21 protein-coding genes and 1 tRNA gene are annotated in these 20,471 nt (G+C 72.3%); 20 read left to right on the top strand and 2 right to left on the bottom strand.

Annotation, left to right across the window (positions count from 1 at the left end; genetic code table 11):
* Positions 1-53 precede the first annotated feature (53 nt).
* Positions 54-1,673: a DUF885 domain-containing protein gene (locus ACLQ27_RS18040; RefSeq protein ID WP_357573303.1), complete on the top strand. Its 1,620-nt coding sequence runs from the start codon at positions 54-56 to the stop codon at positions 1,671-1,673.
* Between the two features lie 18 nt (positions 1,674-1,691).
* Here the strand turns inward: ACLQ27_RS18040 and ACLQ27_RS18035 are convergent, their stop codons facing one another.
* A complete protein-coding gene (locus ACLQ27_RS18035) occupies positions 1,692-2,384 on the bottom strand; it encodes a hypothetical protein (RefSeq protein WP_425867723.1) in 693 nt (230 codons plus the stop codon).
* Positions 2,385-2,597: 213 nt separating this feature from the next.
* On the opposite strand from ACLQ27_RS18035, the gene eno reads away from it, so the two are divergent.
* The 16 genes from eno to ACLQ27_RS17955 all read left to right on the top strand — a co-directional run bounded on the left by eno (position 2,598) and on the right by ACLQ27_RS17955 (position 16,524).
* Positions 2,598-3,881, top strand: a complete 1,284-nt coding sequence (gene eno, locus ACLQ27_RS18030) for a phosphopyruvate hydratase (RefSeq protein ID WP_234584107.1) — start codon at positions 2,598-2,600, stop codon at positions 3,879-3,881.
* A 78-nt stretch (positions 3,882-3,959) separates the two neighbouring features.
* Entirely contained in the window at positions 3,960-4,598 is a 639-nt protein-coding gene (locus ACLQ27_RS18025) for an FtsB family cell division protein (protein WP_234584106.1), read from the top strand.
* A 34-nt stretch (positions 4,599-4,632) separates the two neighbouring features.
* A complete protein-coding gene (locus ACLQ27_RS18020; RefSeq protein ID WP_234584105.1) occupies positions 4,633-5,190 on the top strand; it encodes a DUF501 domain-containing protein in 558 nt (185 codons plus the stop codon).
* Positions 5,187-5,708: an amino-acid N-acetyltransferase gene (locus tag ACLQ27_RS18015; protein ID WP_234584104.1), complete on the top strand. Its 522-nt coding sequence runs from the start codon at positions 5,187-5,189 to the stop codon at positions 5,706-5,708. The genes ACLQ27_RS18020 and ACLQ27_RS18015 overlap by 4 nt, the downstream gene beginning before the upstream one ends.
* Before the next feature lie 179 nt (positions 5,709-5,887).
* On the top strand, positions 5,888-6,817 hold the full coding sequence (locus ACLQ27_RS18010) for a Ppx/GppA phosphatase family protein (protein WP_357573764.1): 930 nt from the start codon (positions 5,888-5,890) through the stop codon (positions 6,815-6,817).
* A 104-nt stretch (positions 6,818-6,921) separates the two neighbouring features.
* Positions 6,922-7,254 carry a PadR family transcriptional regulator gene (locus ACLQ27_RS18005; RefSeq protein WP_234584103.1) on the top strand — a complete coding sequence of 111 codons (333 nt, stop codon included), beginning with the start codon at positions 6,922-6,924 and terminating at the stop codon, positions 7,252-7,254.
* Positions 7,251-8,255: an HAAS signaling domain-containing protein gene (locus ACLQ27_RS18000; RefSeq protein WP_425867720.1), complete on the top strand. Its 1,005-nt coding sequence runs from the start codon at positions 7,251-7,253 to the stop codon at positions 8,253-8,255. The genes ACLQ27_RS18005 and ACLQ27_RS18000 overlap by 4 nt, the downstream gene beginning before the upstream one ends.
* Positions 8,256-8,385: 130 nt before the next feature.
* Entirely contained in the window at positions 8,386-8,868 is a 483-nt protein-coding gene (locus ACLQ27_RS17995; RefSeq protein WP_234584101.1) for an LppU/SCO3897 family protein, read from the top strand.
* Positions 8,869-9,080: 212 nt separating this feature from the next.
* Positions 9,081-9,767 carry a dienelactone hydrolase family protein gene (locus tag ACLQ27_RS17990; RefSeq protein ID WP_234584100.1) on the top strand — a complete coding sequence of 229 codons (687 nt, stop codon included), beginning with the start codon at positions 9,081-9,083 and terminating at the stop codon, positions 9,765-9,767.
* Positions 9,760-10,500 (top strand): uracil-DNA glycosylase, encoded by a 741-nt coding sequence (locus tag ACLQ27_RS17985; protein ID WP_305076133.1) that lies wholly within the window; start codon positions 9,760-9,762, stop codon positions 10,498-10,500. Before ACLQ27_RS17990 ends, ACLQ27_RS17985 begins: the two co-directional genes overlap by 8 nt.
* A 20-nt stretch (positions 10,501-10,520) precedes the next feature.
* Entirely contained in the window at positions 10,521-11,330 is an 810-nt protein-coding gene (locus tag ACLQ27_RS17980) for a DUF4129 domain-containing protein (protein WP_425867717.1), read from the top strand.
* 22 nt (positions 11,331-11,352) lie between these two features.
* Entirely contained in the window at positions 11,353-11,937 is a 585-nt protein-coding gene (locus ACLQ27_RS17975; RefSeq protein WP_425867715.1) for a hypothetical protein, read from the top strand.
* Positions 11,937-12,944 carry an AAA family ATPase gene (locus ACLQ27_RS17970; RefSeq protein ID WP_234584098.1) on the top strand — a complete coding sequence of 336 codons (1,008 nt, stop codon included), beginning with the start codon at positions 11,937-11,939 and terminating at the stop codon, positions 12,942-12,944. The genes ACLQ27_RS17975 and ACLQ27_RS17970 overlap by 1 nt, the downstream gene beginning before the upstream one ends.
* A complete protein-coding gene (locus ACLQ27_RS17965; protein WP_357493674.1) occupies positions 12,944-14,386 on the top strand; it encodes a DUF58 domain-containing protein in 1,443 nt (480 codons plus the stop codon). Before ACLQ27_RS17970 ends, ACLQ27_RS17965 begins: the two co-directional genes overlap by 1 nt.
* Before the next feature lie 139 nt (positions 14,387-14,525).
* On the top strand, positions 14,526-15,089 hold the full coding sequence (locus ACLQ27_RS17960) for a hypothetical protein (protein ID WP_357493676.1): 564 nt from the start codon (positions 14,526-14,528) through the stop codon (positions 15,087-15,089).
* Between the two features lie 103 nt (positions 15,090-15,192).
* Positions 15,193-16,524: an NAD(P)/FAD-dependent oxidoreductase gene (locus ACLQ27_RS17955; RefSeq protein ID WP_357493678.1), complete on the top strand. Its 1,332-nt coding sequence runs from the start codon at positions 15,193-15,195 to the stop codon at positions 16,522-16,524.
* 58 nt (positions 16,525-16,582) lie between these two features.
* On the opposite strand, the gene ACLQ27_RS17950 is transcribed toward ACLQ27_RS17955, so the two are convergent.
* Positions 16,583-18,442 carry a hypothetical protein gene (locus ACLQ27_RS17950; RefSeq protein ID WP_425867712.1) on the bottom strand — a complete coding sequence of 620 codons (1,860 nt, stop codon included), beginning with the start codon at positions 18,440-18,442 and terminating at the stop codon, positions 16,583-16,585.
* Between the two features lie 101 nt (positions 18,443-18,543).
* On the opposite strand from ACLQ27_RS17950, the gene ACLQ27_RS17945 reads away from it, so the two are divergent.
* The 3 genes from ACLQ27_RS17945 to ACLQ27_RS17935 all read left to right on the top strand — a co-directional run bounded on the left by ACLQ27_RS17945 (position 18,544) and on the right by ACLQ27_RS17935 (position 20,448).
* Positions 18,544-18,624 (top strand) — tRNA-Leu (locus ACLQ27_RS17945).
* A 111-nt stretch (positions 18,625-18,735) separates the two neighbouring features.
* Positions 18,736-19,551, top strand: coding sequence for a Bax inhibitor-1/YccA family protein (locus ACLQ27_RS17940; RefSeq protein WP_357493682.1), 816 nt, complete (start codon positions 18,736-18,738; stop codon positions 19,549-19,551).
* Positions 19,552-19,689: 138 nt separating this feature from the next.
* On the top strand, positions 19,690-20,448 hold the full coding sequence (locus tag ACLQ27_RS17935) for a Bax inhibitor-1/YccA family protein (RefSeq protein ID WP_234584092.1): 759 nt from the start codon (positions 19,690-19,692) through the stop codon (positions 20,446-20,448).
* Positions 20,449-20,471 lie beyond the last annotated feature (23 nt).

The following is a 20,471-nucleotide window of genomic DNA, read 5'->3' as shown; positions in this document are numbered from 1 at the left end:
CCAAACCTCTTGATCACCGAGGTGGGCGCGGAGGGCTGGGTAGGGTGGGGCCGGTGGAAGAATTTGGGGTGCTCGCGGAGCGGGTCGTTGAGGCTCTGCTGGAGTCGCGGCCGGGTGTCGCCACCGCCGCCGGGGATCATCGGTTCGACTCCCGGCTTCCGGATCTGTCCGCCGACGCGCTGGCCGCCGACCGGGTGATGCTCTCCGACGCGGCGAACGCGTTGTCCGAGTTGGACCCGGACTCGCTGGACGTCGACGAGCAGGTGGACCACGCGCTGCTCACCTCCTTCGTGGACCGGGAGTTGTTCGAGCTGACCGAGATCCGGTCGCACGAGTGGGATCCCCTGCACCACAACCCCGGCCCGCTGCTGCACCCGTTGCTGGCCCGCCCGTACGCCCCGGCCGAGGTGCGGTTGACGCAGCTGGCGGGGCGGCTCGCCGCCGTACCGGATGCGCTCGCCACCGCCCGCGCGACGCTGCGGGACATGCCGCGGATCCACGCCGAGACGGCGGTGGGGCAGTTCACCGGCACTGCCGCGCTGATCCGCGACGAGTTGCCGCCGCTGCTCGCCCAGGCCCCGGGCAGCCTCGGCCAGGTCGAGCCGGCGGCCACCGCCGCGATCGCCGCGCTGGAGGAGTTCGTCGCCTGGCTGCGCGCCGGCCTGGCCGCCGACGCGGGCCCCGGCCGCGACCCGCGACTGGGCCGCCGCCGCTGGGAGGCGCGGCTCTGGCACACCCTCGACACCGAGCTGGGGGCCGCCGAGATCCAGCGCCGCGCCTGGGCCAACCTGGACCGGGTGACCGCGGAGATCCGGGCGGCGGCCGTCGAGCTGGTCGGCGGTCCGGCCGACGACGCGACGGTACGCCGGGCGCTGGACGTGCTCGCCGCCGAGCACCCGGACGACTCGACGATCGTCGAGCTGGCCGGGGTGACCCTGGACGAGGCTACCGACTTCGTCCGCCTCCACGACCTGGTGACAGTTGTCGACGACCGGTGCGTGATCCAGGAGATGCCGGAGTTCGCCAGGGGTGTCGCGGTGGCCTACTGCGACGCGCCCGGCCCGCTGGAGACCGCCGCCCTGCCGACCTTCTACTGCATCGCGCCCACTCCGGCGGACTGGTCGGCGCGGCGCGTGGACTCCTTCTACCGCGAGTACAACGACCACATGGTCCGCAACCTCACCGTGCACGAGGCGATGCCCGGCCACTTCCTCCAGCTCGCCCACGCCCGGCGGCACGCCGGTGGCACGAGGGTGCGGGCGTTGGCCCGCTCCGGCCCGTTCGTCGAGGGGTGGGCGGTGTACGCCGAGGAGCTGATGGCCGGGCTCGGCTTCGGTGGCCTGCCGGTGCGGTTGCAGCAGCTCAAGATGCAGCTACGCATGACCATCAACGCGCTGCTCGACCAGTTGGTGCACGCCGAGGAGCTGCCCGAGGCCGAGGCGATGGCGCTGATGACCGGGCGCGGCTTCCAAGAGGAGGGCGAGGCGGCCGGCAAGTGGCGCCGGTCGCTGCTCACCTCGACGCAGCTGTCCACCTACTTCGTGGGGTACAGCGAGATGGCGGAGATCGCCGCGGCCCGCCCGGACGGGGTGTCGGTGCGCGACTGGCACGACGCGATGCTCGCCCAGGACTGCCCGCCCCCGCGCCACCTGCGCACCCTGCTGGGCATCTGACCGGGTCGGTCGGGCCGGTCAGGAGCCGCCCGGCCGACGGTCCACCACGCCGGCTCCGGCGGGCGGGTCGAACGCGTTCGTCTCCACCGTCTCGGAGTAACTGCTCAACGCCAGCTCCATCGGCTTGCCATCGACCGCGCCGAGGAAGCTGCCGAGCACGCCCTCGGTGGTCACGCAGGCGCTGAAGTCGCCGTCCGAGCGCTGCACCTCGACGCATGCGGCGTGATGCCCGGCGACTGTGGTGTCGCTCTGCTTGATCACCGCCTGCGGGTCGAGTGCGGCGGCGGTCAGCAGCCCGACCACCACCGGTGGGGTGACGAGACCCTGCCGGTTCGCCTCGGTGAAGAGCGCCACGGTGGGCTTGGTGCCCGGGGTGGGTGGCGCCACGAGCGTGCACGACATCCGACCTGCGGTCGACGTGCAGCGGGTGACGGCGTCCGGTGTGACGGTGAGCCGCCCACCCGGGTAGGTGTACGCGGAGCGGGCCGGATCCTGCGCCTGCACGATCGCGGCGCTCTGGCCGCCGGGCAGTTGGTAGTCGGCCGAGTAGGTCAACTCCAGCGCCCGGTCGAGGCGGGCGGCGAGGTCGTTGACGAGATCCGAGCGACCCATGGCGGTGCCGGCGTCCTCGTATGTCTGACAGCCGGTGACCGTGAGCGACGCGATGACCGACACGGCGAGCATGCGGAGGGTGGTCGAGGCGGCGGGCATGACGACCAGCCTGGTGGATCAAGTCGGCGCAGCGCAAACCCGTTGCCGGTTGACGCCCGGAAATCCGGGAATGTCCGTCAGTGCGGGGCGACTCGGGTGCGCGGGCGACGCCGTGCCCGATCCCGCCGCCCGATACGCTGCGTTCAACACCTGCCTCAGCCGCACCGTCGCGGCCCACCCACGGACCGGATCACAACAACGAGGAGCGACTCAGTGGCAACCATCGAGGGAATCGTCGCCCGGGAGATTCTCGACTCGCGGGGCAACCCGACGGTCGAGGTCGAGGTCGGCCTGGACGACGGCACGGTGGCCCGCGCCGCAGTGCCCTCCGGCGCCTCCACCGGCGCGTTCGAGGCGATCGAGCTGCGCGACGGTGACGCCGACCGCTACCAGGGCAAGGGCGTGGAGAAGGCGGTCTCCAACGTCGAGGACAAGATCGTCGACCAGATCATCGGGTACGAGGCCAGCGAGCAGCGGCTCATCGACCAGAAGATGCTCGACATCGACGGGACCGACAGCAAGTCGGAGCTGGGCGCGAACGCCATCCTCGGGGTCTCCCTGGCGGTGGCGAAGGCGGCTGCCGGCAGCGCCGAGCTGAGCCTCTTCCGCTACCTGGGCGGCCCGAACGCGCACCTGCTGCCGGTGCCGATGATGAACATCCTCAACGGTGGCGCGCACGCCGACTCCAACGTCGACATCCAGGAGTTCATGGTCGCGCCGATCGGTGCGCCCACCTTCCGTGAGGCGCTGCGCTCGGGCGCGGAGGTCTACCACGCGCTCAAGTCGGTGCTGAAGAAGAAGGGCCTGTCGACCGGGCTCGGCGACGAGGGTGGCTTCGCGCCGAACCTGCCCACCAACGCGGCCGCCCTGGACCTGATCGCCGAGGCGGTCGAGAAGGCCGGTTACCGGCTCGGCACCGACATCGTGTTCGCCCTCGACGTTGCGGCCACGGAGTTCTTCGACAACGGCACCTACACCTTCGAGGGCGCCGCGAAGTCCGCCGAGGAGATGAGCAACTACTACACCAAGCTGGCCGGTGACTACCCGATCGTGTCGATCGAGGACCCGCTGGCCGAGGACGACTGGACGGGCTGGCAGACGCTCACCGCGTCGATCGGCGACCGGGTGCAGATCGTCGGCGACGACCTGTTCGTGACCAACCCGCAGCGCATCGCCCGCGGCATCGCGGAGAAGGCGGCCAACGCCGTCCTCGTCAAGGTCAACCAGATCGGTTCGCTGACCGAGACCCTGGACGCCGTGGACCTGGCCCACCGGGCCGGCTTCAAGTGCATGATGAGCCACCGCTCCGGCGAGACCGAGGACACCACCATCGCCGACCTGGCGGTGGCCACCGGCTGCGGCCAGATCAAGACCGGCGCACCGGCCCGCTCGGACCGGGTCGCCAAGTACAACCAGCTGCTCCGGATCGAGGAGGAGCTGGCCGACGCGGCGCGCTACGCGGGCGCGGGTGCGTTCCCGCGTTACCGTTCGGCCTGAGAGGTTGTCGGGAAGCCCCACTGCGGGGCTTCCCGACGCACTCGGCACCACACGTAGCCTCGGGGGAGGGGTGTGACGATGCAGCGCCGCACACCGGGTGGTCAACGTCCCGCCCGTCGACCGGGTCAGTCCGGCCGACCGGGTGCCGGCCGGGCCACCCGTGGGTCGCTCCGGGACGCCGGCGTACGCGCCGAACCGCGCGGTGCCGCCGGTCGGGCGCCGGGCGCGGTCCGGGGCGCCGAGGGCGTGCGCTCCGCGAACCGTCCGGCCGCCGCCCGTCGGACGGCCTCGGGCGGTGCCGTGAAGCGGCTCGCCGCACCCCATCCCCGTCGCTTCACCGGCCGGGCCACGGTGCTCTGCGCGGTGCTGATCGCGCTCGCCCTCGCGTACACCTATCCGGTGCGCGTCTACCTGGACCAGCAGGCCGACATCGAGCGGATGGAGGCCGCCCAGGCGGCGCAGGAGGAGGAGATCGCCAAGCTGGCCGCGGAAGCGGCCAAGTGGCAGGACGACGAGTACATCACGACGCAGGTTCGGGAGCGGTTCTTCATGGGCCGGCCGGGCGAGAAGATGATGGTGGTCTTGAACGACCCGGAGGGTGCCGCCCGCGACGCCGGGAAGTCGCCCGGCTCGGGCGCCCCGGCCGGTCCGACGACCTGGTACGACACGCTCTGGTCGAGTGTGCGGGCGGCGGACAGCCAGCAGCCGGGCAAGTGAGCCACCGACCAGCACACCAGGAGAGACGAGCACCGTGACTGTCGCACCACCGCCGGAGTCGGCGGCGGATTCCGTACCCCTGCCGCAGCGGGAGCCGGCCACCGAGGCCGACCTGGCCGCGGTGGCGGCGCAGCTCGGCCGCACGCCCCGGGGCACCCGTGCGGTGGCCCACCGCTGCCCGTGCGGCCTGCCCGACGTGGTGGAGACGACGCCCCGCCTCGCCGACGGCACCCCGTTCCCGACGCTGTACTACCTGACCTGCCCCCGGGCGACCGCGGCGTGCAGCCGGCTGGAGTCGGCCGGGCTGATGCGGGAGATGGCCGACCGGCTGACGACGGATCCGGAGCTGGCCGCCCACTACCGGGCCGCGCACGAGGACTACCTGGCCCGCCGGGAGGCGATCGGCGAGGTGCCGGAGATCGCGGGCATCTCCGCAGGTGGGATGCCGGGCCGGGTGAAGTGCCTGCACGTGCACCTCGGCCATGCCCTGGGTGCTGGCCCCGGCGTGAACCCGTTCGGTGACGAGACGTTGGCGCTTGTCGAGCCCTGGTGGGCGAGCGGCAGGTGCGTCGACGTGCCCCCGGCCGAATGACAGCTCAGGCCGAGGGGCAGATCCTGGTGCGGCGGGCCCGCACCGGGGACGTCCGGGGCATCCGCCGGTTGGTCGACACGTACACCGACGACCGGCGGCTGCTGAGCAAGGCCACCGTCACCCTCTACGAGGACGTGCAGGAGTTCCGCGTGGCGGTCCGGCCCGACGACGGCGTCGTGGTGGGCTGCGGGGCGTTGCACGTGATGTGGGAGGACCTGGCCGAGATCCGCACGGTGGCCGTCGACCCGTCCTGCCGGGGCCAGCGGATCGGGCACCGGCTGGTGGGTGAGCTGATCGACGCGGCCCGGGAGCTGGGCGTCGCGCGGATCTTCGTGCTCACCTTCGAGACCCGGTTCTTCGGCTCGTTCGGGTTCCGGGAGATCGACGGCGCTCCGGTGCCGCAGCCGGTCTACGAGCAGCTGCTGCGCTCGTACGACGAGGGTGTCGCGGAGTTCCTGGACCTGGAGCGGGTCAAGCCGAACACGCTGGGCAACACCCGGATGCTGCTGCGTCTGTAGCGGCCCGGCCGCGTTCGGCGTCGAGCTGTCGGGGCCGGTCACTCGGTTGAGCGTGATGCCTGTGCGGCATCAAGATGACACAGAGGCATCACGCTCATCGGCGACCAGCCGGTCCGTCCCGCCGATCGCGTCGGTGCCCCGGCGGGTGGCTGTCGTAGGGTTGCCGGGTGACGACGCGTGTGGCGGCCATCGACTGTGGGACCAACTCGATCCGACTGCTGGTCGCCGACCTGCCCGACGAGTCGGCCGGGCCGCAGGCTCCGCTGACCGACGTGACCCGGCGGATGGAGATCGTCCGGCTCGGGCAGGGCGTGGACCGGACGGGACGGCTGGCGCCGGAGGCGATCGAGCGGACGCGGGTGGCGCTGGCGTCGTACGCCGCCGACATCGAGAAGCTGGGTGCCCAGCGGGTGCGGATGTGCGCCACCTCGGCCTCCCGGGACGCTTCGAACGCCGCCGACTTCGCGGAGATGGTGCGGGCGACCCTCGGGGTCGAGCCCGAGGTGGTCAGCGGCGACGAGGAGGCCCGGCTGTCGTTCACCGGCGCGGTGCGCGGGCTGCCCGCCGACGCGGTGGAGCCGTTCCTGGTGGTCGACATCGGCGGTGGCTCCACCGAGTTCGTGGTCGGTGACCGCGCCGGCGGCGTCCGGTCGGCCATCTCCGTGGACATCGGCTGCGTCCGGATGACCGAGCGGCACCTTCCGGGCGACCCGCCCACGCCGGAGCAGGTGGCGGCCGCTGAGGCCGACATCGCCGCCGTCGTGGACCGGGCGCTCGCGGCGGTGCCCGGCCGCGAGGCCGCCACGCTGGTCGGCCTCGCCGGGTCGGTCACCACAGTGGTCGCCATCGCTGTGGGCCTGCGGGAGTACGACCCGGAGCGCATCCACCACGCCCGGGTGTCGTACGAGGCGGTGGCCCAGGTGACCGCGGACCTGCTGTCCCGTACCAGCGCGCAGCGGCTGGAGATCCCGGTGATGCACCCGGGCCGGGCCGACGTGATCGGGGCGGGCGCGCTCGTGCTCCGCGTGATCATGGAGCGGGCCGGGATGCCCTCGGTGGTCGCCTCCGAGCACGACATCCTCGACGGCATCGCCTGGAGCCTCCAGTAGGCCACCAGCGCCCTTGACCGACGTCGTGTTGATCTGAGACCGGACGCGGCCCGTCGGGGCGGAATCGTTGACGCTACTGCGCATTGCGCACTAGTGTGCAATGCGTGGACACCACACAGTTGTTGAAGGGCGTGCTCGACCTGGCCGTCCTGGCCGTCCTGAAGGAGGAGGACGGCTACGGTTATGACATCCTGCGCCGCCTCCGCGAGGCCGGCCTGGAGGAGATCGGCGACGCCTCGGTCTACGGCACGCTGCGCCGTCTCTTCGCCGCCGGCCTGCTCACCACGTACGTCGTGCCGAGCGAAACCGGCCCGCACCGCAAGTACTACTCACTCAACGCGGCCGGGCGTGACCAGTTGACCCGCTCCGGCAAGCTCTGGCGCTCGTTCGCCACCACAATGGACACTCTGCTCGACGATCGGGGGCTGGCGGCATGACCGTCACGGAGCAGGAGATCACCGACTACGTGGCGCGGGTCCGGGCCGCTCTGGCCGACCTTCCGCCCGACCGGCTCAACGAGCTGACCGAGGATCTCGCCGACCATCTCACCGAGGTCGCCGCCGAGGCCGAGGGCACCCTCGTCGAGCGGCTGGGCGAGCCGGAGACGTACGCCGCCGAGCTGCGCGCCGCCGCCGGCGTCGGCGTGGGTGGCGGGCGCAACCTCGACCAGCGGGTCGCCACCGCAGTGGTCCGGCTCCGCGGCCGGCTGCGCGCGATCGACACCCGGCTCGGCCCACCCCTGGGGTACGCGACGGCCAGCGACTTCCTCGGCCTGCTGCGCCCGGGTTGGTGGGTGCTGCGCGGCTATCTGGCGGCGATGCTGGTCACCGTGATCACCACGGGTGGCAGCTTCGGCCTGCTGCCCCGGTTCGGTGGGGAGCTGCTGGCCGGCCTGATCCTGCTGGTCGGTTTCGTGCTCGCCTCGATCTGGCTCGGTCGCCGATCCGGTCAGTTGAGTCGCTGGCCACGGTCGGCGCTGCAGGTCGGCAGCGCGGTGCTTGTGGTGTTCGCGCTCTCCGCCCTGATGCAGGCCGAGGACCGGATGCGCTACGGCGACTACGGCTACGACCCGACGTCGGTCGACAACCCGTACGACCGGATCCGGGACGTCTTCGTCTACGACAGCGAGGGTCGGCTGGTGGAGAACGCCCGGCTCTTCGACGAGAACGGCAACCCGATCCGACTCGGCTATCCGGACTGCGCCGACCCCGCCGCGGCCTACGGCAACCCGCTGCTGCGGGCGTACCCGTACTGCCCGGACCAGGCGCCCTTCGGACCGCGGGGCCCGGGTATGCCCGGCCGGCCGACGAGCGGACCGCAGCCGACCGACACGTCGACGCCGAGCGAAAGCCCCGCGGTTCCGACCCCTTCGGCGAGCCCGAGCGTGACGCCGAGTGTCACACCGAGTGGCGGTCCGACCCCTACCGCGACGAGCTGACGGGCGATGTGAACCACATCATGCACACGATGCTGGGAAATAGCTGAACGGACGAGGCGAGCGGGGCGACGCCGGAAATCAATGATCGTTACGGTGTCGTCTGCTCATCCACCCCTCGGAAGGAACCCCCGTGTCAGAGCAGGTCGCACCGCCCCCCGCGTCCGACGCCGCGCCGCAGCAGCCGGCCGTCGAGACGCCGCCCCCGGCCGAGCCGGAGGCGAAGAAGTCCGGTGGGAAGAAGGCGCTCGGCATCATCGGCGCGATCGTCGTGTTTCTCGTCGTCGCCGGCCTGAAGTTCGGTCTCGGCGCGGCGATCGGCAACTTCGTGAACAAGGACGAGACGGCCGACGCCAAGGCCGGTGACTGCATCGCGGAGCTGCCCGAGATCAAGGGCACCAAGGAGGAGGAGGTCGACGGCGCCAAGGTCGTCGAGTGCACCTCCACCGACGCCGCGTACAGCGTGGTGGGCCGGATCGACGGGCAGACCGAGGCTCAGGCCAAGGCCGACACCACCTGCAACGAGTTCTTCAAGGAAGACCAGGAGGGGTACGTCTTCTACAGCATCGAGTCGGGCAAGAAGGGTTACGTGCTCTGCCTGACCAAGAAGGCCTGACCGAAAAGGTCAGACCGAGCTGAGAGACCGATGACGGCGGCGGGGGAGTGTTCCCCGCCGCCGTCGGCGTACTCCCGGTCACCGCCCGGCGAACAGGAGGTGAATGCCACTGTTCCGGCGTCTTCCCGGCGGAGGCGCGGCATGGCAGGCTACCGGCACGTAGGACCACTGGGCGACCAGCCAACGATGACTGACCGCTAGGAGGACGGCCGATGGGCGACATGGTGAGCTACCGCAGCAACGGGGGTACGAGCGAGGGGTATCTCGCGATACCCGCCAGCGGCACGACCAGCCCCGCCGTCATCGTCATCCAGGAGTGGTGGGGTCTCGTCCCGCACATCCGGTCGGTTGCGGACCGGTTCGCCGAGGCCGGCTTCGTCGCCCTCGCCCCGGACTTCTACCACGGTGAGACCACCAGCGAGCCGGACGAGGCGCAGCGTCTGCTGCTGTCGATGCGGATGGACGAGGCGGCGAAGGACATCGCCGGTGCCGCCGACTACCTCGCGGGGCGGCCGGAGGTCGCCGGCAAGGTCGGCGCCGTCGGGTTCTGCGCCGGCGGCAGCCTGGCCCTCTGGTCGGCGACGCTCTCCGAGCGGATCGTCGCCACCGCCGGCTTCTATCCGGTGCTGCCCTGGGAGTCGATGCGCCCCGACTGGGTCGACTACGCCGGCAAGACGGCAGTCATCCACTGCTCCGAAGAGGACGGCACCTCGACCGCCGACGGTGTGCAGACCGCACGGCGGGCCATCGAGGAGGCCGGCGGCACCTGCCAGCTGTACGACTACCCGGGCACCTCGCACGCGTTCTTCAACGACGACCGGCCGGAGGCGTTCGACCAGCGTTCCGCAGCCAGCGCCTGGGCCCGCACCCTCGAACTCTTCCGGGCCAAACTTGGCTGAGTCGCGTACCCCCGACCAGGTCGTCGCCCGCGCCGCGCGGGCGACCGACCTGGCCGACCTCGACGCGGCCGTCAGTGACTGTTTCGCCTGTCCGCGGCTGGTCCGGTGGCGGGAGGAGGTGGCCCGCACCCGGCGGGCCGCCTTCCGCGACCAGGAGTACTGGGGTCGACCGGTGCCGGGCTTCGGCCCCGCCGACGCGCGGATCGCCATCCTCGGGCTCGCGCCCGCCGCGCACGGCGGCAACCGCACCGGCCGGATCTTCACCGGCGACCGCTCGGGTGACGTGCTCTTCGCGGCCCTGCACCGGGCCGGGCTGGCGAACCAGCCGACCAGCGTCTCCGCCGACGACGGGCTGGCGCTGCGCGACACCCGCATCTTCTCGGCCGTCCGCTGCGCCCCGCCGGACAACAAACCCACCCCGGATGAACGCGACACCTGCGCGCCCTGGCTGCACCGCGAGGTCACGCTGATCCGGCCCACCCTGCGCGTCGTGGTCGCGCTGGGGGCGTTCGCCTGGGCCGCGTGGTGGCCGGTGCTGCGCCAGGTGTACGGGCAGCGCCCGCCCAGCCCGCGACCGGCGTTCGGTCATGGGGCACACTGGTCCGGCGCGGCCGTGCCGGAGTTGCTCGGCTGCTATCACGTCAGCCAGCAGAACACCTTCACCGGGCGGCTGACACCGGGGATGTTGGACGATGTCTTCGGCCGGGCCAAGCAGCTGGCCGAAGTGGACTGAGAACGCGTGGGGTGGTGGCGATGACGAGCGCAGCACGCCCGCCCACACCGTCCCCGGTCGCCGGGTCGGGTGTGGTCCGCCCGGTGCTCGGCCTGCTGCGCCGATGGTGGCCGGTGGGTGCGGTGGCGGCGCTGCTCGCGGCCGCCGCGCTGGCGTCGGCGCACTCGTCGATCGGCGCCAGTCAGATCCCGCCGGCCGCGGAGGACGTCCCCTGGGTGCCCGAATATCCGACGGACACGCCGTCGCCGCCCCCGTCGATTCCGGTCGAGCCGAGGGACGCCGGCGAGGCCACGCAGGCGCACATCCCGCAGTGGATCGCCACCGTGGCGATGGCTCTGCTCGGGCTGGCCATCCTCGCGGTGCTGGGTTATCTCAGCTGGATCCTGCTGCGTGGCGCGCTGCGCCGCACCTCGCGGGCGCTGCCGGCGCAGCGGGCCCGGCGTACGGCCGAGGGCACCGCCCGCGAAGTGGTCGCCGCCCTGGACGCCGGCCTGGTGGAGCTGGACGACCAGGCCACCGATCCGCGCGTCGCGGTGATCGCCTGCTGGGTACGCCTCGAGGAGGCCGCCGCCGCGGCCGGTGTTCCCCGGCTTCCCGGCGACACCCCGACCGACCTGGTCACCCGGCTGCTGCGGGGTGATGAGTCGACCGGGGTCCCGGCGATCGTCAGCGCCGACGTGCTGGCCGAGTTCGCGCACGTCTACCGCGAGGCCCGGTACGCCACGCGCGAGGTCGACAAGAGCACCCGCGACCAGGCCCGCGCCGCGCTGCGCCGGCTCCGCGGTGAACTCACCATCGTGACGACGGGCGCCCGCGAGGTGTCGTCGTGATCGGGCCGGGGACGGTGGGCCGGTGAGTGGCAGCGCCAGCATCGACGACCTGCTCGCCTTCGAGGAGGAGCGGCCGAGGCAGGACGACCGGGAGCGGGGTGGCCGGGCCGGGCGCGTCTTCCGCGCCCTGGCCGGCAACGCCGCACTGGTCGCCGTGCTGGTCGTGGGCCTGCGGGCGGTAGGTCTGCAGGTGTCGTTGGTGATCCTGGTGGCCGGGGTGTTCGCGGTGTCGGGGGTGCGCCGGATCGCCGCCGCGCTCGCGCCGCCACCGGCAGCGAGGTCCCGTCCTCCGGTGTCCCAGTACGACGACGGCACCTGGAACTGGAGCGCCCGGGACGCGCTGCGCGCCGCCATCAACGGCTGGGAACTCCCACTGGACTGGTCCACGACGCGACCCGAACGCTTCACCGGGGTCATCCTGCCCCGGCTCGCGGAACTGGCCGACGAACGGCTGCGCCTGAAGCACGCCGTGACCCGCGAGTCGGACCCGTTCCGCGCCCGTGCCCTGCTGGGTGACCGGCTGTGGACGTTCCTGGAATCCCCGCCCCGCCGCCCCCCGTCGCCGCGCGATCTCGCGGTGATCGTCGCCGAACTGGAGAAGATCTGATGAACGACGTGGACCGGAGCATGCCCGCCGCCGAGGTCGGTCGCCTGGCCCAAGCCGTCCTGGACGCGGTCGGCACCGTCGTGGTCGGCAAGCGGGACGCGCTGGAGCTGGTCCTCGCCGGGATCCTGGCCGGTGGGCACGTGCTCCTGGAGGACCTGCCCGGCCTGGGAAAGACGCTCACCGCGCGCTCCTTCGCCCAGGCGCTCGGGCTGGACTTCCGCCGGCTCCAGTTCACCCCGGACCTGCTCCCCGCCGACGTCACCGGCTCCTTCCTCTACGACCAGCGCAACGGCGACTTCGCCTTCCGGGCCGGGCCGGTGTTCACCAACCTGCTCCTCGCCGACGAGATCAACCGGACGCCGCCGAAGACCCAGTCCGCGCTGCTGGAGGCCATGCAGGAGAAGCAGGTCTCGGTGGAGGGCGTGACGTACAAGCTGGACGAGCCGTTCCACGTGCTGGCCACCGCCAACCCCATCGAGTACGAGGGGACCTACCCGCTGCCCGAGGCGCAGTTGGACCGGTTCCTGCTGCGGGTCTCCTTCGGCTATCCGGAGCACGAGGAGGAGTGGGAGGTGCTGCGCCGTCGGATGGGCCGCCGCCGTGAGGAGGCGGACATCAAACCGGTAGTCGACGCCGCCACCCTGCGGGCGATGCAGGCAGCCCTGGAGGACGTGGTGGTGGAGGACTCCATCGGCCGGTACATCGTGTCGCTGACCGCGGCCACCCGGGAACATCCGTCGGTGCTGGTCGGCGCCTCGCCGCGTGGCTCGCTGGCGCTGCTGCTGCTGTCCCGGGTACGCGCGGTGTTCGGCGGCCGGGACTACGTGGTGCCGGAGGACGTCAAGGAGGTGGCGGCGCCCGCCCTGGCCCACCGGATCACCCTGCGCCCGGAGATGTGGCTGCGCCGCGTCGACCCGGCCTTCGTGGTGGGTGAGGTGTTGGAGGCCACGCCCGCCCCGGCCAGCGGCGCGCTGCCCAGCTACGCCGCCGGCGGGCTCCGGCGCTGATGACCGGCCCGACCGCGCCCGCGCCGCGATCCGCCGAGCCGGAGTCGGCCGCCGGCTGGGCGCCCACCCCGGCGCTCGGCCGCGCGGTGCTGCTCGCCGGCCTGTTGCTGGTGGCGGGGGTCCTGCTGGGGCGGGTCGATCTCGTCGTGCTGGCGGCCCCGTTCGCACTGGGCACCGCGTACGCGCTGCGCCGCCGGCCCACGACGCTGCCGCAGGTCTGGATCACCGCCGGGGACGACGGACCGCTCGTCGAGGGCGGCGAGGTGTCGGCGGCCGTCAGCGTCGGCAACCCGGACGCGATCGACTACGACCTCGTGGTGGTGCGGTCCCGGGTCTCGCCGTGGTTGCGGATCGCCCGTGCCGGTTTCGCCGGCACCGGCCCTGCCGACGATGCCCCGCCCGCCGACGCCCCGCCCGCTGCCGGCACGTCCCCCGGCACCGGCCGTTCCGTCGCCGACCGGCCGTTCGTGACCTCGCTGCCGGCCGCCGAGGCGGTGGACCTGGAGTTGGCCGGCCGGGCTCTGCGCTGGGGCCGGCATCCGGTCGGCCCGGCCGGCGCGCGGGTCGCCGCGGCGGGCGGCCTGCTGGTCTCCCGAGCGGTGTTCACCGAGCCGGTCGGGGTGCGGGTCTACCCGCGTACCGAACCGTTCGAGGCGGTGGAGGCGATGCCCCGCGCCGCCGGCCTGGTCGGCGCGCACCACTCCCGCCGGCCCGGTGAGGGCGGCGAGCTGGCCGGCGTACGGATCTTCGCCCCCGGTGACCGGCTGCGCCGCGTCGACTGGCGGGTGTCGCTGCGCGCCCGGCAGTTGCACGTGGCGGCCACCCTCTCCGACCGGGACGCCGAGGTGGTGGTGCTGCTCGACGTGCTCGCCGAGGCCGGGCGCTCCGGCGGCGTGGACGGCTCCGCGTCGGTGCTGGACACCACAGTGCGGGCCACCGCGGCGATCGCCGAGCACTACCTGCACCGGGGCGACCGGGTGTCGCTTGTGGAGTACGGGCCGGGTGCCCGCCGGTTGCGCGCCGCCGCCGGCCGCCGGCAGTACCTGACCGTCCTGGAGTGGCTGCTCGACGTACGCGCCGAAGCCTCCCAGCACGAGCCGTACGACCAGGTCTTCGGCCCGCAGCAGCTCTCCTCGGACGCGTTGGTGGTGGTCCTCACCCCGCTGTTGGACGAGCGGTCGGCGCAGATGCTGGCGCGGCTGGCCCGCTCCGGCCGGTTCGTGGTGGCGGTCGACACGCTGCCGGCCAACCTCACACCGCCGAAGGATCGGGGTTGGGCCGAGGTGGCGTACCGCCTGTGGCGACTGGACCGGGAAACCATGATCGGGCAGCTCCGGGAGCACGGCGTGCCCGTCGTGCGCTGGGCCGGCGCGGGCAGCCTGGACCAGGTGCTGCGGGACGTGGCGCGGCTGGCGACGGCCCCAAGGGTCGGTTCCCGGTGAGCGTGAGGAGTGAGCCGGGTTTGCGAGCCCCGCAGTCGCGAGCGACAGGTGGCCTGGTGAGCGTGAGGAGTGAGCCGGGTTTGCGAGCCCCGCAGTCGCGAGCGACAGGCAGCCCGGTGAGCGCTAGGGGTGTGTGCAGATGATCGACGCGATCACCGGGCGGGTTCGGGCTGCTCAGAATGCTGTTTCACGGATCAGCGCCGTTCCGCTGATGGTCCGGGCCGCGATCTTCGTCACCGCCCTGGCCGGGCTGGCGCTGGCGTTTCCCGCCGAGGTGTTGACCGGTCGGCCGCTGCTGTTGCTGGCGGTGGCCGCGCTGCTGCCCGCGATGGGTCCGCGGCGGCTGTGGCCGACCTTCGTGGCGCTGGTCATGGCCGGGGGCTGGCTGCTCGCCACCGACGGATACGGCCGGCCGGTGGCGTTGTGGCGCCTGCTCGCCGTCGCCGCGCTGTTGTATCTGGGGCACTCCCTGTGCGCGCTGGCGGCGCTGCTGCCGTACGACGCGATGGTGGACCCGGAGCTGGTCACCCGGTGGTTGCTGCGGGTGGCGGCGGTGCTGTTGGGCACGGCCGTGCTGGGGGTGCTGCTGTTGCAGGCGGCGGACCTGGGCGGGGAGGCCGGTCATCAGTGGGTCACGGTGCTGGGGCTGGTGGTGGCGGTGGGTCTCGTCGCGTTGCTGGGTTGGCTGCTGCGGCGTAGGTGAACCCCTGTGGCGACAGGGTTACGCAGGTCACAGGGGTTGTGTTCCGTCACAGATGGGGGGCGCGAGCGGGATTACCTGAGCCGGGCGGGGAAAGATAGATGACGTGAATCCGAAGCGGATCCTTGTGGTGGGTGCCGGGCACGTCGGTCTCTACGCGGCCCTGCGCCTGTCAAAGAAGCTCAGCTCCCGTGAGGCTGAGGTCATCGTCGTGGACCCCCAGCCCCACATGACCTACCAGCCGTTCCTGCCCGAGGCCGCGGCGGGGAACATCTCCCCCCGGCACTCCGTGGTGCCGCTGCGGCGGGAACTGCGCCGGTGCAAGGTGGTGGCGGGAACGGTCACGCGTGTCGAGCACGACCGCAAGGTGGCCACCGTGCAGCCGATCGTCGGCCCGGCCCGGGAGATCGCGTACGACCACGTGATCGTCGCGCCGGGTTCGGTGTCCCGGACGCTGCCGATTCCCGGCCTGCACGAGCAGGGCATCGGGTTCAAGACCATCGGTGAGGCGATCTACCTCCGTAACCACGTGCTGGACCGGCTGGACGTCGCGGCCGTGACCCCGGATGCGGAGGTGCGCCGCTCGGCGCTGACCTTCACGTTCGTCGGTGGCGGTTACGCGGGCATCGAGGCGCTCGCCGAGATGGAGGACATGGCCCGGGACGCCCTGCGCTACTACCCGGAGCTGAAGCCGGAGGACATGCGCTGGGTGCTCGTCGAGGCCACCAACCGCGTCCTGCCCGAGGTCGACCGGGACATGGGCGCCTACACGGTGCAGCAGCTCATGAAGCGCAACATGGACATCCGGTTGGACACCCGCCTGGAGTCCTGCGTCGACGGGGTGGTCAAGCTCTCCGACGGGGACAGCTTCCGGTCCGACACGATCGTCTGGACGGCAGGCGTGAAGCCGTCGCCGATGCTGGACGCGACGGACTTCCCGCGTGACGACCGCCGGCGGGTCACCTGCATCCCCACCCTGCAGGTGGTCGACGGTGACCGGGTCATCGAGGGCGCGTGGAGCGCCGGTGACTGCGCCGCCGTACCGGACCTGACCAAGGAGCCGGGCAACTTCTGCTCGCCGAGCGCCCAGCACGCGGTGCGCCAGGCGGCGCGGATGGCCGACAACATCGCGAATGTGATCCGGGGCCGCGAACCGGTCAACTACAAGCACAAGCACGCCGGCAGCGTCGCCAGCCTCGGCCTGCACAAGGGCGTCGCCCAGGTGTACGGCATCAAGATGACCGGCTGGCCGGCCTGGTTCATGCACCGGACGTACCACATGAGCCGGATCCCCTCGTTCAACCGCAAGGTCCGGGTGGTCGTGGACTGGTCGCTGGCGTTCTTCCTCAAGCGTGAGGTCGTCGCCCTGGGTCAGCTGCACGACCCGCGCGAGGAGTTCGTCGAGGCGTCCCAGCCGGTCGGCGCACCCCGCGTCTGAGCGAACTGGACGAAAGGGCCCCTCCTGTTCGGGAGGGGCCCTTTCGCGATTTTCGGCGTCAGACCCGCCAGATCCAGGCGTCGGCGACGCGGGTGGCCGGGCCGTACAACTGCTCCAGGGTCGCCCGCAGGCTGTCGGCGTGCGGCGCGTCGTCGGCCAGTGCCACGCAGGACGCTCCCCAGAAGTCGACGTCCCGGGCGGCCTGCCGGCGCTGCTCGTCGCCGATGGCCGGCTGGTCGCCGCGGCGGGCGACATCGGCCAGCAGGGCCGAAGTGGGCTGCTTGAAGGTGCCCATGGCGGCGGTGCCATGGCGTCCGTACGGGCCGATGAAGAACCCCTCGGGCAGGCCGAACCCGGCGTCGGCGGCGGCTGCCCAGCGCATCGGCCACGGTTCCTTGGGGGTGGGCAGCGGCACCGGGACCAGCACCCCGCCCGGGCGGACGCACTGCCGCCAGTGCCCGCCGGTGATGAACTCCGGCACGGCGGGCCGCTCGGTGGTCGGCAGGGGAGTCGGGAAGATCGGCAGCAGGGCTGCGATGACGGCCAGCGGCACCAGCCGCCGCGCCCGGCCGGTGCCGCGCAGCGCCCGGTCGACGGCCACGACGAGCACCGTCGCCACGATCGGGAGCAGCGCCAGGCCGAACCGCATCGGCAGCGCGCCGTCCACCACCGGCAACCCGGCCAGCAGGGCGTACGGGCCGGGCAGCGCGGTGCGGGTGCCGCCGAGCACCACCTCCGGGCCGAGGGAGAGCGCGCCCATCACCAGCGCCGCCACCACGCAGGCGAGCACCAGCCGGCGCCGGCCGGCCCAGACCGCGCAGACGGCGGTGACCAGCAGCAGCGGCCAGCCGAGGAAGGTGTTGTATTCGGCGGGGCCGGTGGTCAGCCGGGACGCCTCGTCACTGCCGGCGACGGACAGCGGGGAGACCGCCCACCAGCTGCTGAGGTCGGCCGAGAAGTAGGCCGGGCTGAACATCCCGTCGGCGACGCCCTGCGGTCCGGCGAACTGGAACCAGAGCGGGTAGCCGAGCACCAGCAGCGCCAGGCCGGCGGCGATCGCCAGCCCGCCGGCGAATCCGGGCAGGGCGCGGCGGGCGAGGTCCCGGTCCGCCACGGCGTAGCTGATCGCCATCACCAGCAGCGCGACGGCGCAGAGGAACAGGACCTCCTCGCCGATGAAGACCTGCGCGGTGACGGCCGCGGCCAGCCCGGCTGCGGAGCTGATCATCCGCCGTCGGTCCGGGCCGACGGATCGGGCGCGGCCCGTCCCGTCGGTCGTCGTGGGGCCGGGGTCGGACGCGCGGAGCAGCCGGAGCACCAGCCAGACGATCACCGGCACCAGCCACTGCGCCGTCATGTGCAGATGGCTGTTGGACTGCGAGATCATGCCCGGACCGAAGCCGCACAACCCGCCGCCGAGCGCGGCGGCGAGGCGGTGGGCCCGCAGCGTCCGGTGAAACAGCAGGTACCAGGCGAGGGCGGTGCCGGCCAGGTTGGCGGCGGCGAGCAGCGCGAAGGTGGTGGGTGCGCCGAGCAGGAGGGTGATCGGCGCGCAGACGACGCCGAGCGCGATGACAGTGGTGTTGGCCATCAGGTTGACGCCGTCCGGGGCGTTGAGCCGGTCGGTGAGCAGGTGGAAGTCACCGAGCAGCGCCCGCGCGTCGACAGCCAGGAACCACTCGTAGAGCGTCTGGTCCTCGGGGTTGAGCGCCAACGTCCGCCCATTTGGGTCGGGCCACAGGCCGTGGGTCAGCCAACCGGCCAGCGCCACCCAGACCAACGCGATCAGCAGGTCCGTCCGGTGGCGGCGGACGGCGGAGCGCAGCCGGACGGCCCGGGGTCGGCGGATGACCTGATCGTCGAGACGGAAGACCTGGTCAGGGGCGGCGTCGGGGGCCGTTGGGGCTGCGCTGCTCACGGCATCGACCCTAATGTGGCCACCCCGGCGGGGTACGCCGGGTCGCCGTCGACCGGCTACGGTGACACTGGACCGTGCGTGTCGGCGCGCGGGTGCCACCCGCCCGGGTGGTGGAACGGCAGACACGGCCGCCTTAAAAGCGGCTGCCGAAAGGCATGCGGGTTCGACCCCCGCCCCGGGCACCCAGCCGCCACGGCCGCCGCGTTCTCATCGTGATCACCAGGAGTGGGTCGGGCAGTTTACTCTTGGGGTGCACGTTCACGTGCAAACGACCCCCTGAGGGAGGCCAGAAAGTGAAGACCTCGAACCCGGTGCTCGCCCGGCTCGGCCAGGCGGCCGAGCGGGAGCGCTCCGCCGGGTACGCACCGGCCGGGCCGTACGGACAGCCCGGCATTCCCCAGCAGTACCCGTCCCAGGCCGGCTACCCGGCCGCGCCGCCCGCCGTGGCGCCGATGACCGTCGACGACGTCGTCGTCAAGACGGTTGCTCTGTTCGGCATCCTCGGCATCACCGCCGCGGCAGCCTGGGTGCTCGTGCCCGACGCGCTGGTCGGCACCGCCTGGATCGGCGCGGCGGTCGTCGGCCTGGTGCTCGGCCTGATCATCTCGTTCTCCCGGATGGCCAACCCGGCGCTCGTCATCGCGTACGCGGTCGTCGAAGGTGTCTTCGTCGGCATGGTCAGCAAGGCGTTCGAGTCCGCCTACGACGGCATCGTGCTCCAGGCCGCCGTGGCGAGCTTCGGCATCTTCTTCGTGATGACGATGATCTACAAGGCGAAGATCATCCGGGCCACCCCGGTCTTCGTCAAGGTCATGACTTCGGTGATCATCGGCCTCGCCGCGGTCATGCTGATCAACCTGGTGCTGGCGCTGTTCGGCGTCAACACGGGTCTGCGTGACGGCAGCCCGCTGGCCATCGGCTTCAGCCTCGTCTGCATCGTGGTCGCGTCGCTGAGCTTCGTGCTCAGCTTCAAGGAGATCGAGGACGGCGTCCGGATGGGCCTGCCCCAGCGCTACTCCTGGGTCGCCGCGTTCGGCATCCTGGTCAGCCTGGTCTGGCTCTACATCGAGATCCTGCGCCTGCTGAGCTACTTCCAGGGCGACGACTGACCTCGTCCGTCCCGTCCGACCGGCGCCCGCTCCCGCTCATCGTGGGGGCGGGCGCCGTCGTTGGCGCCGTTTCGCCGCCGCCGTCGGGCCGTCCGGGGCAGAGTGACTGCCAGGGGTACGCGGGCGAAGGAGGCGACGGTGCGCAGCAACAACCCGGTGCTCAACCGGCTGGACGAGACCGGCCGGTTGGAGTCCCGGGTGGTCAGCTCCCGCGACGTCGAGCCGATGACAGTCGACGACGTGGTGGTGCGTACCGTCGGACTGCTCCTGCTCACCGGCGTGGCCGCCGCGGTGTCCTGGGCGCTGGTGCCCGACGCGGTGTGGTCGGGGGCGGCCCTGGCCGGCACCGCCCTGGCCTCGATCGCGCTGGTCCTGGTCATCTCGCTGCGGGGGATCACCAACCCGGTGCCGATCGTCGGCTACGCGTTGCTCCAGGGGTTGCTGCTGGGGGTCGCCAGCCGGACCTTCGAGCAGGTCTATCCGGGGATCGTGGTGCAGGCGGTGGCCGGTACGTTCGGCGTCTTTCTCGGCATGGCCGCGCTGTACCGGGCGCGGGTGATCCGCGCGACGCCCCGGCTGGCCCGCCTGGTCATCGGCACGCTGCTCGGCATCGCCGTGCTGAGCGTGGTCAACCTCGTGTCGTACCTGATCTCCGGCCGGCCGGGACTGGCGGTCTACAGCGTCAGCGGGGAGGTCGGCTGGCTGCCGTACGCCTTCTCGGTCGTGGCGATCATCGCCGGTGCGTTCAGCTTCATCCTCGACTTCGACCTCGTCGAGCGTTCGGTGCGCGACGGCCGACCCCGCCGGTACGCGTGGCTGAGCGCGTTCGGCCTGCTCACCGGCCTGGTCTTCCTCTACTGGCAGCTGCTACGGCTGCTCAGCTACCTGCGCCGCTGAGCGGCCCGCGATGTCGGGGCCGG

Source organism: Micromonospora sp. DT63 (assembly GCF_049841615.1).
Lineage (GTDB): Bacteria > Actinomycetota > Actinomycetes > Mycobacteriales > Micromonosporaceae > Micromonospora.
Note: the sequence above shows the minus strand (reverse complement) of the source record. Positions and strands in the feature narration are given on the sequence as shown.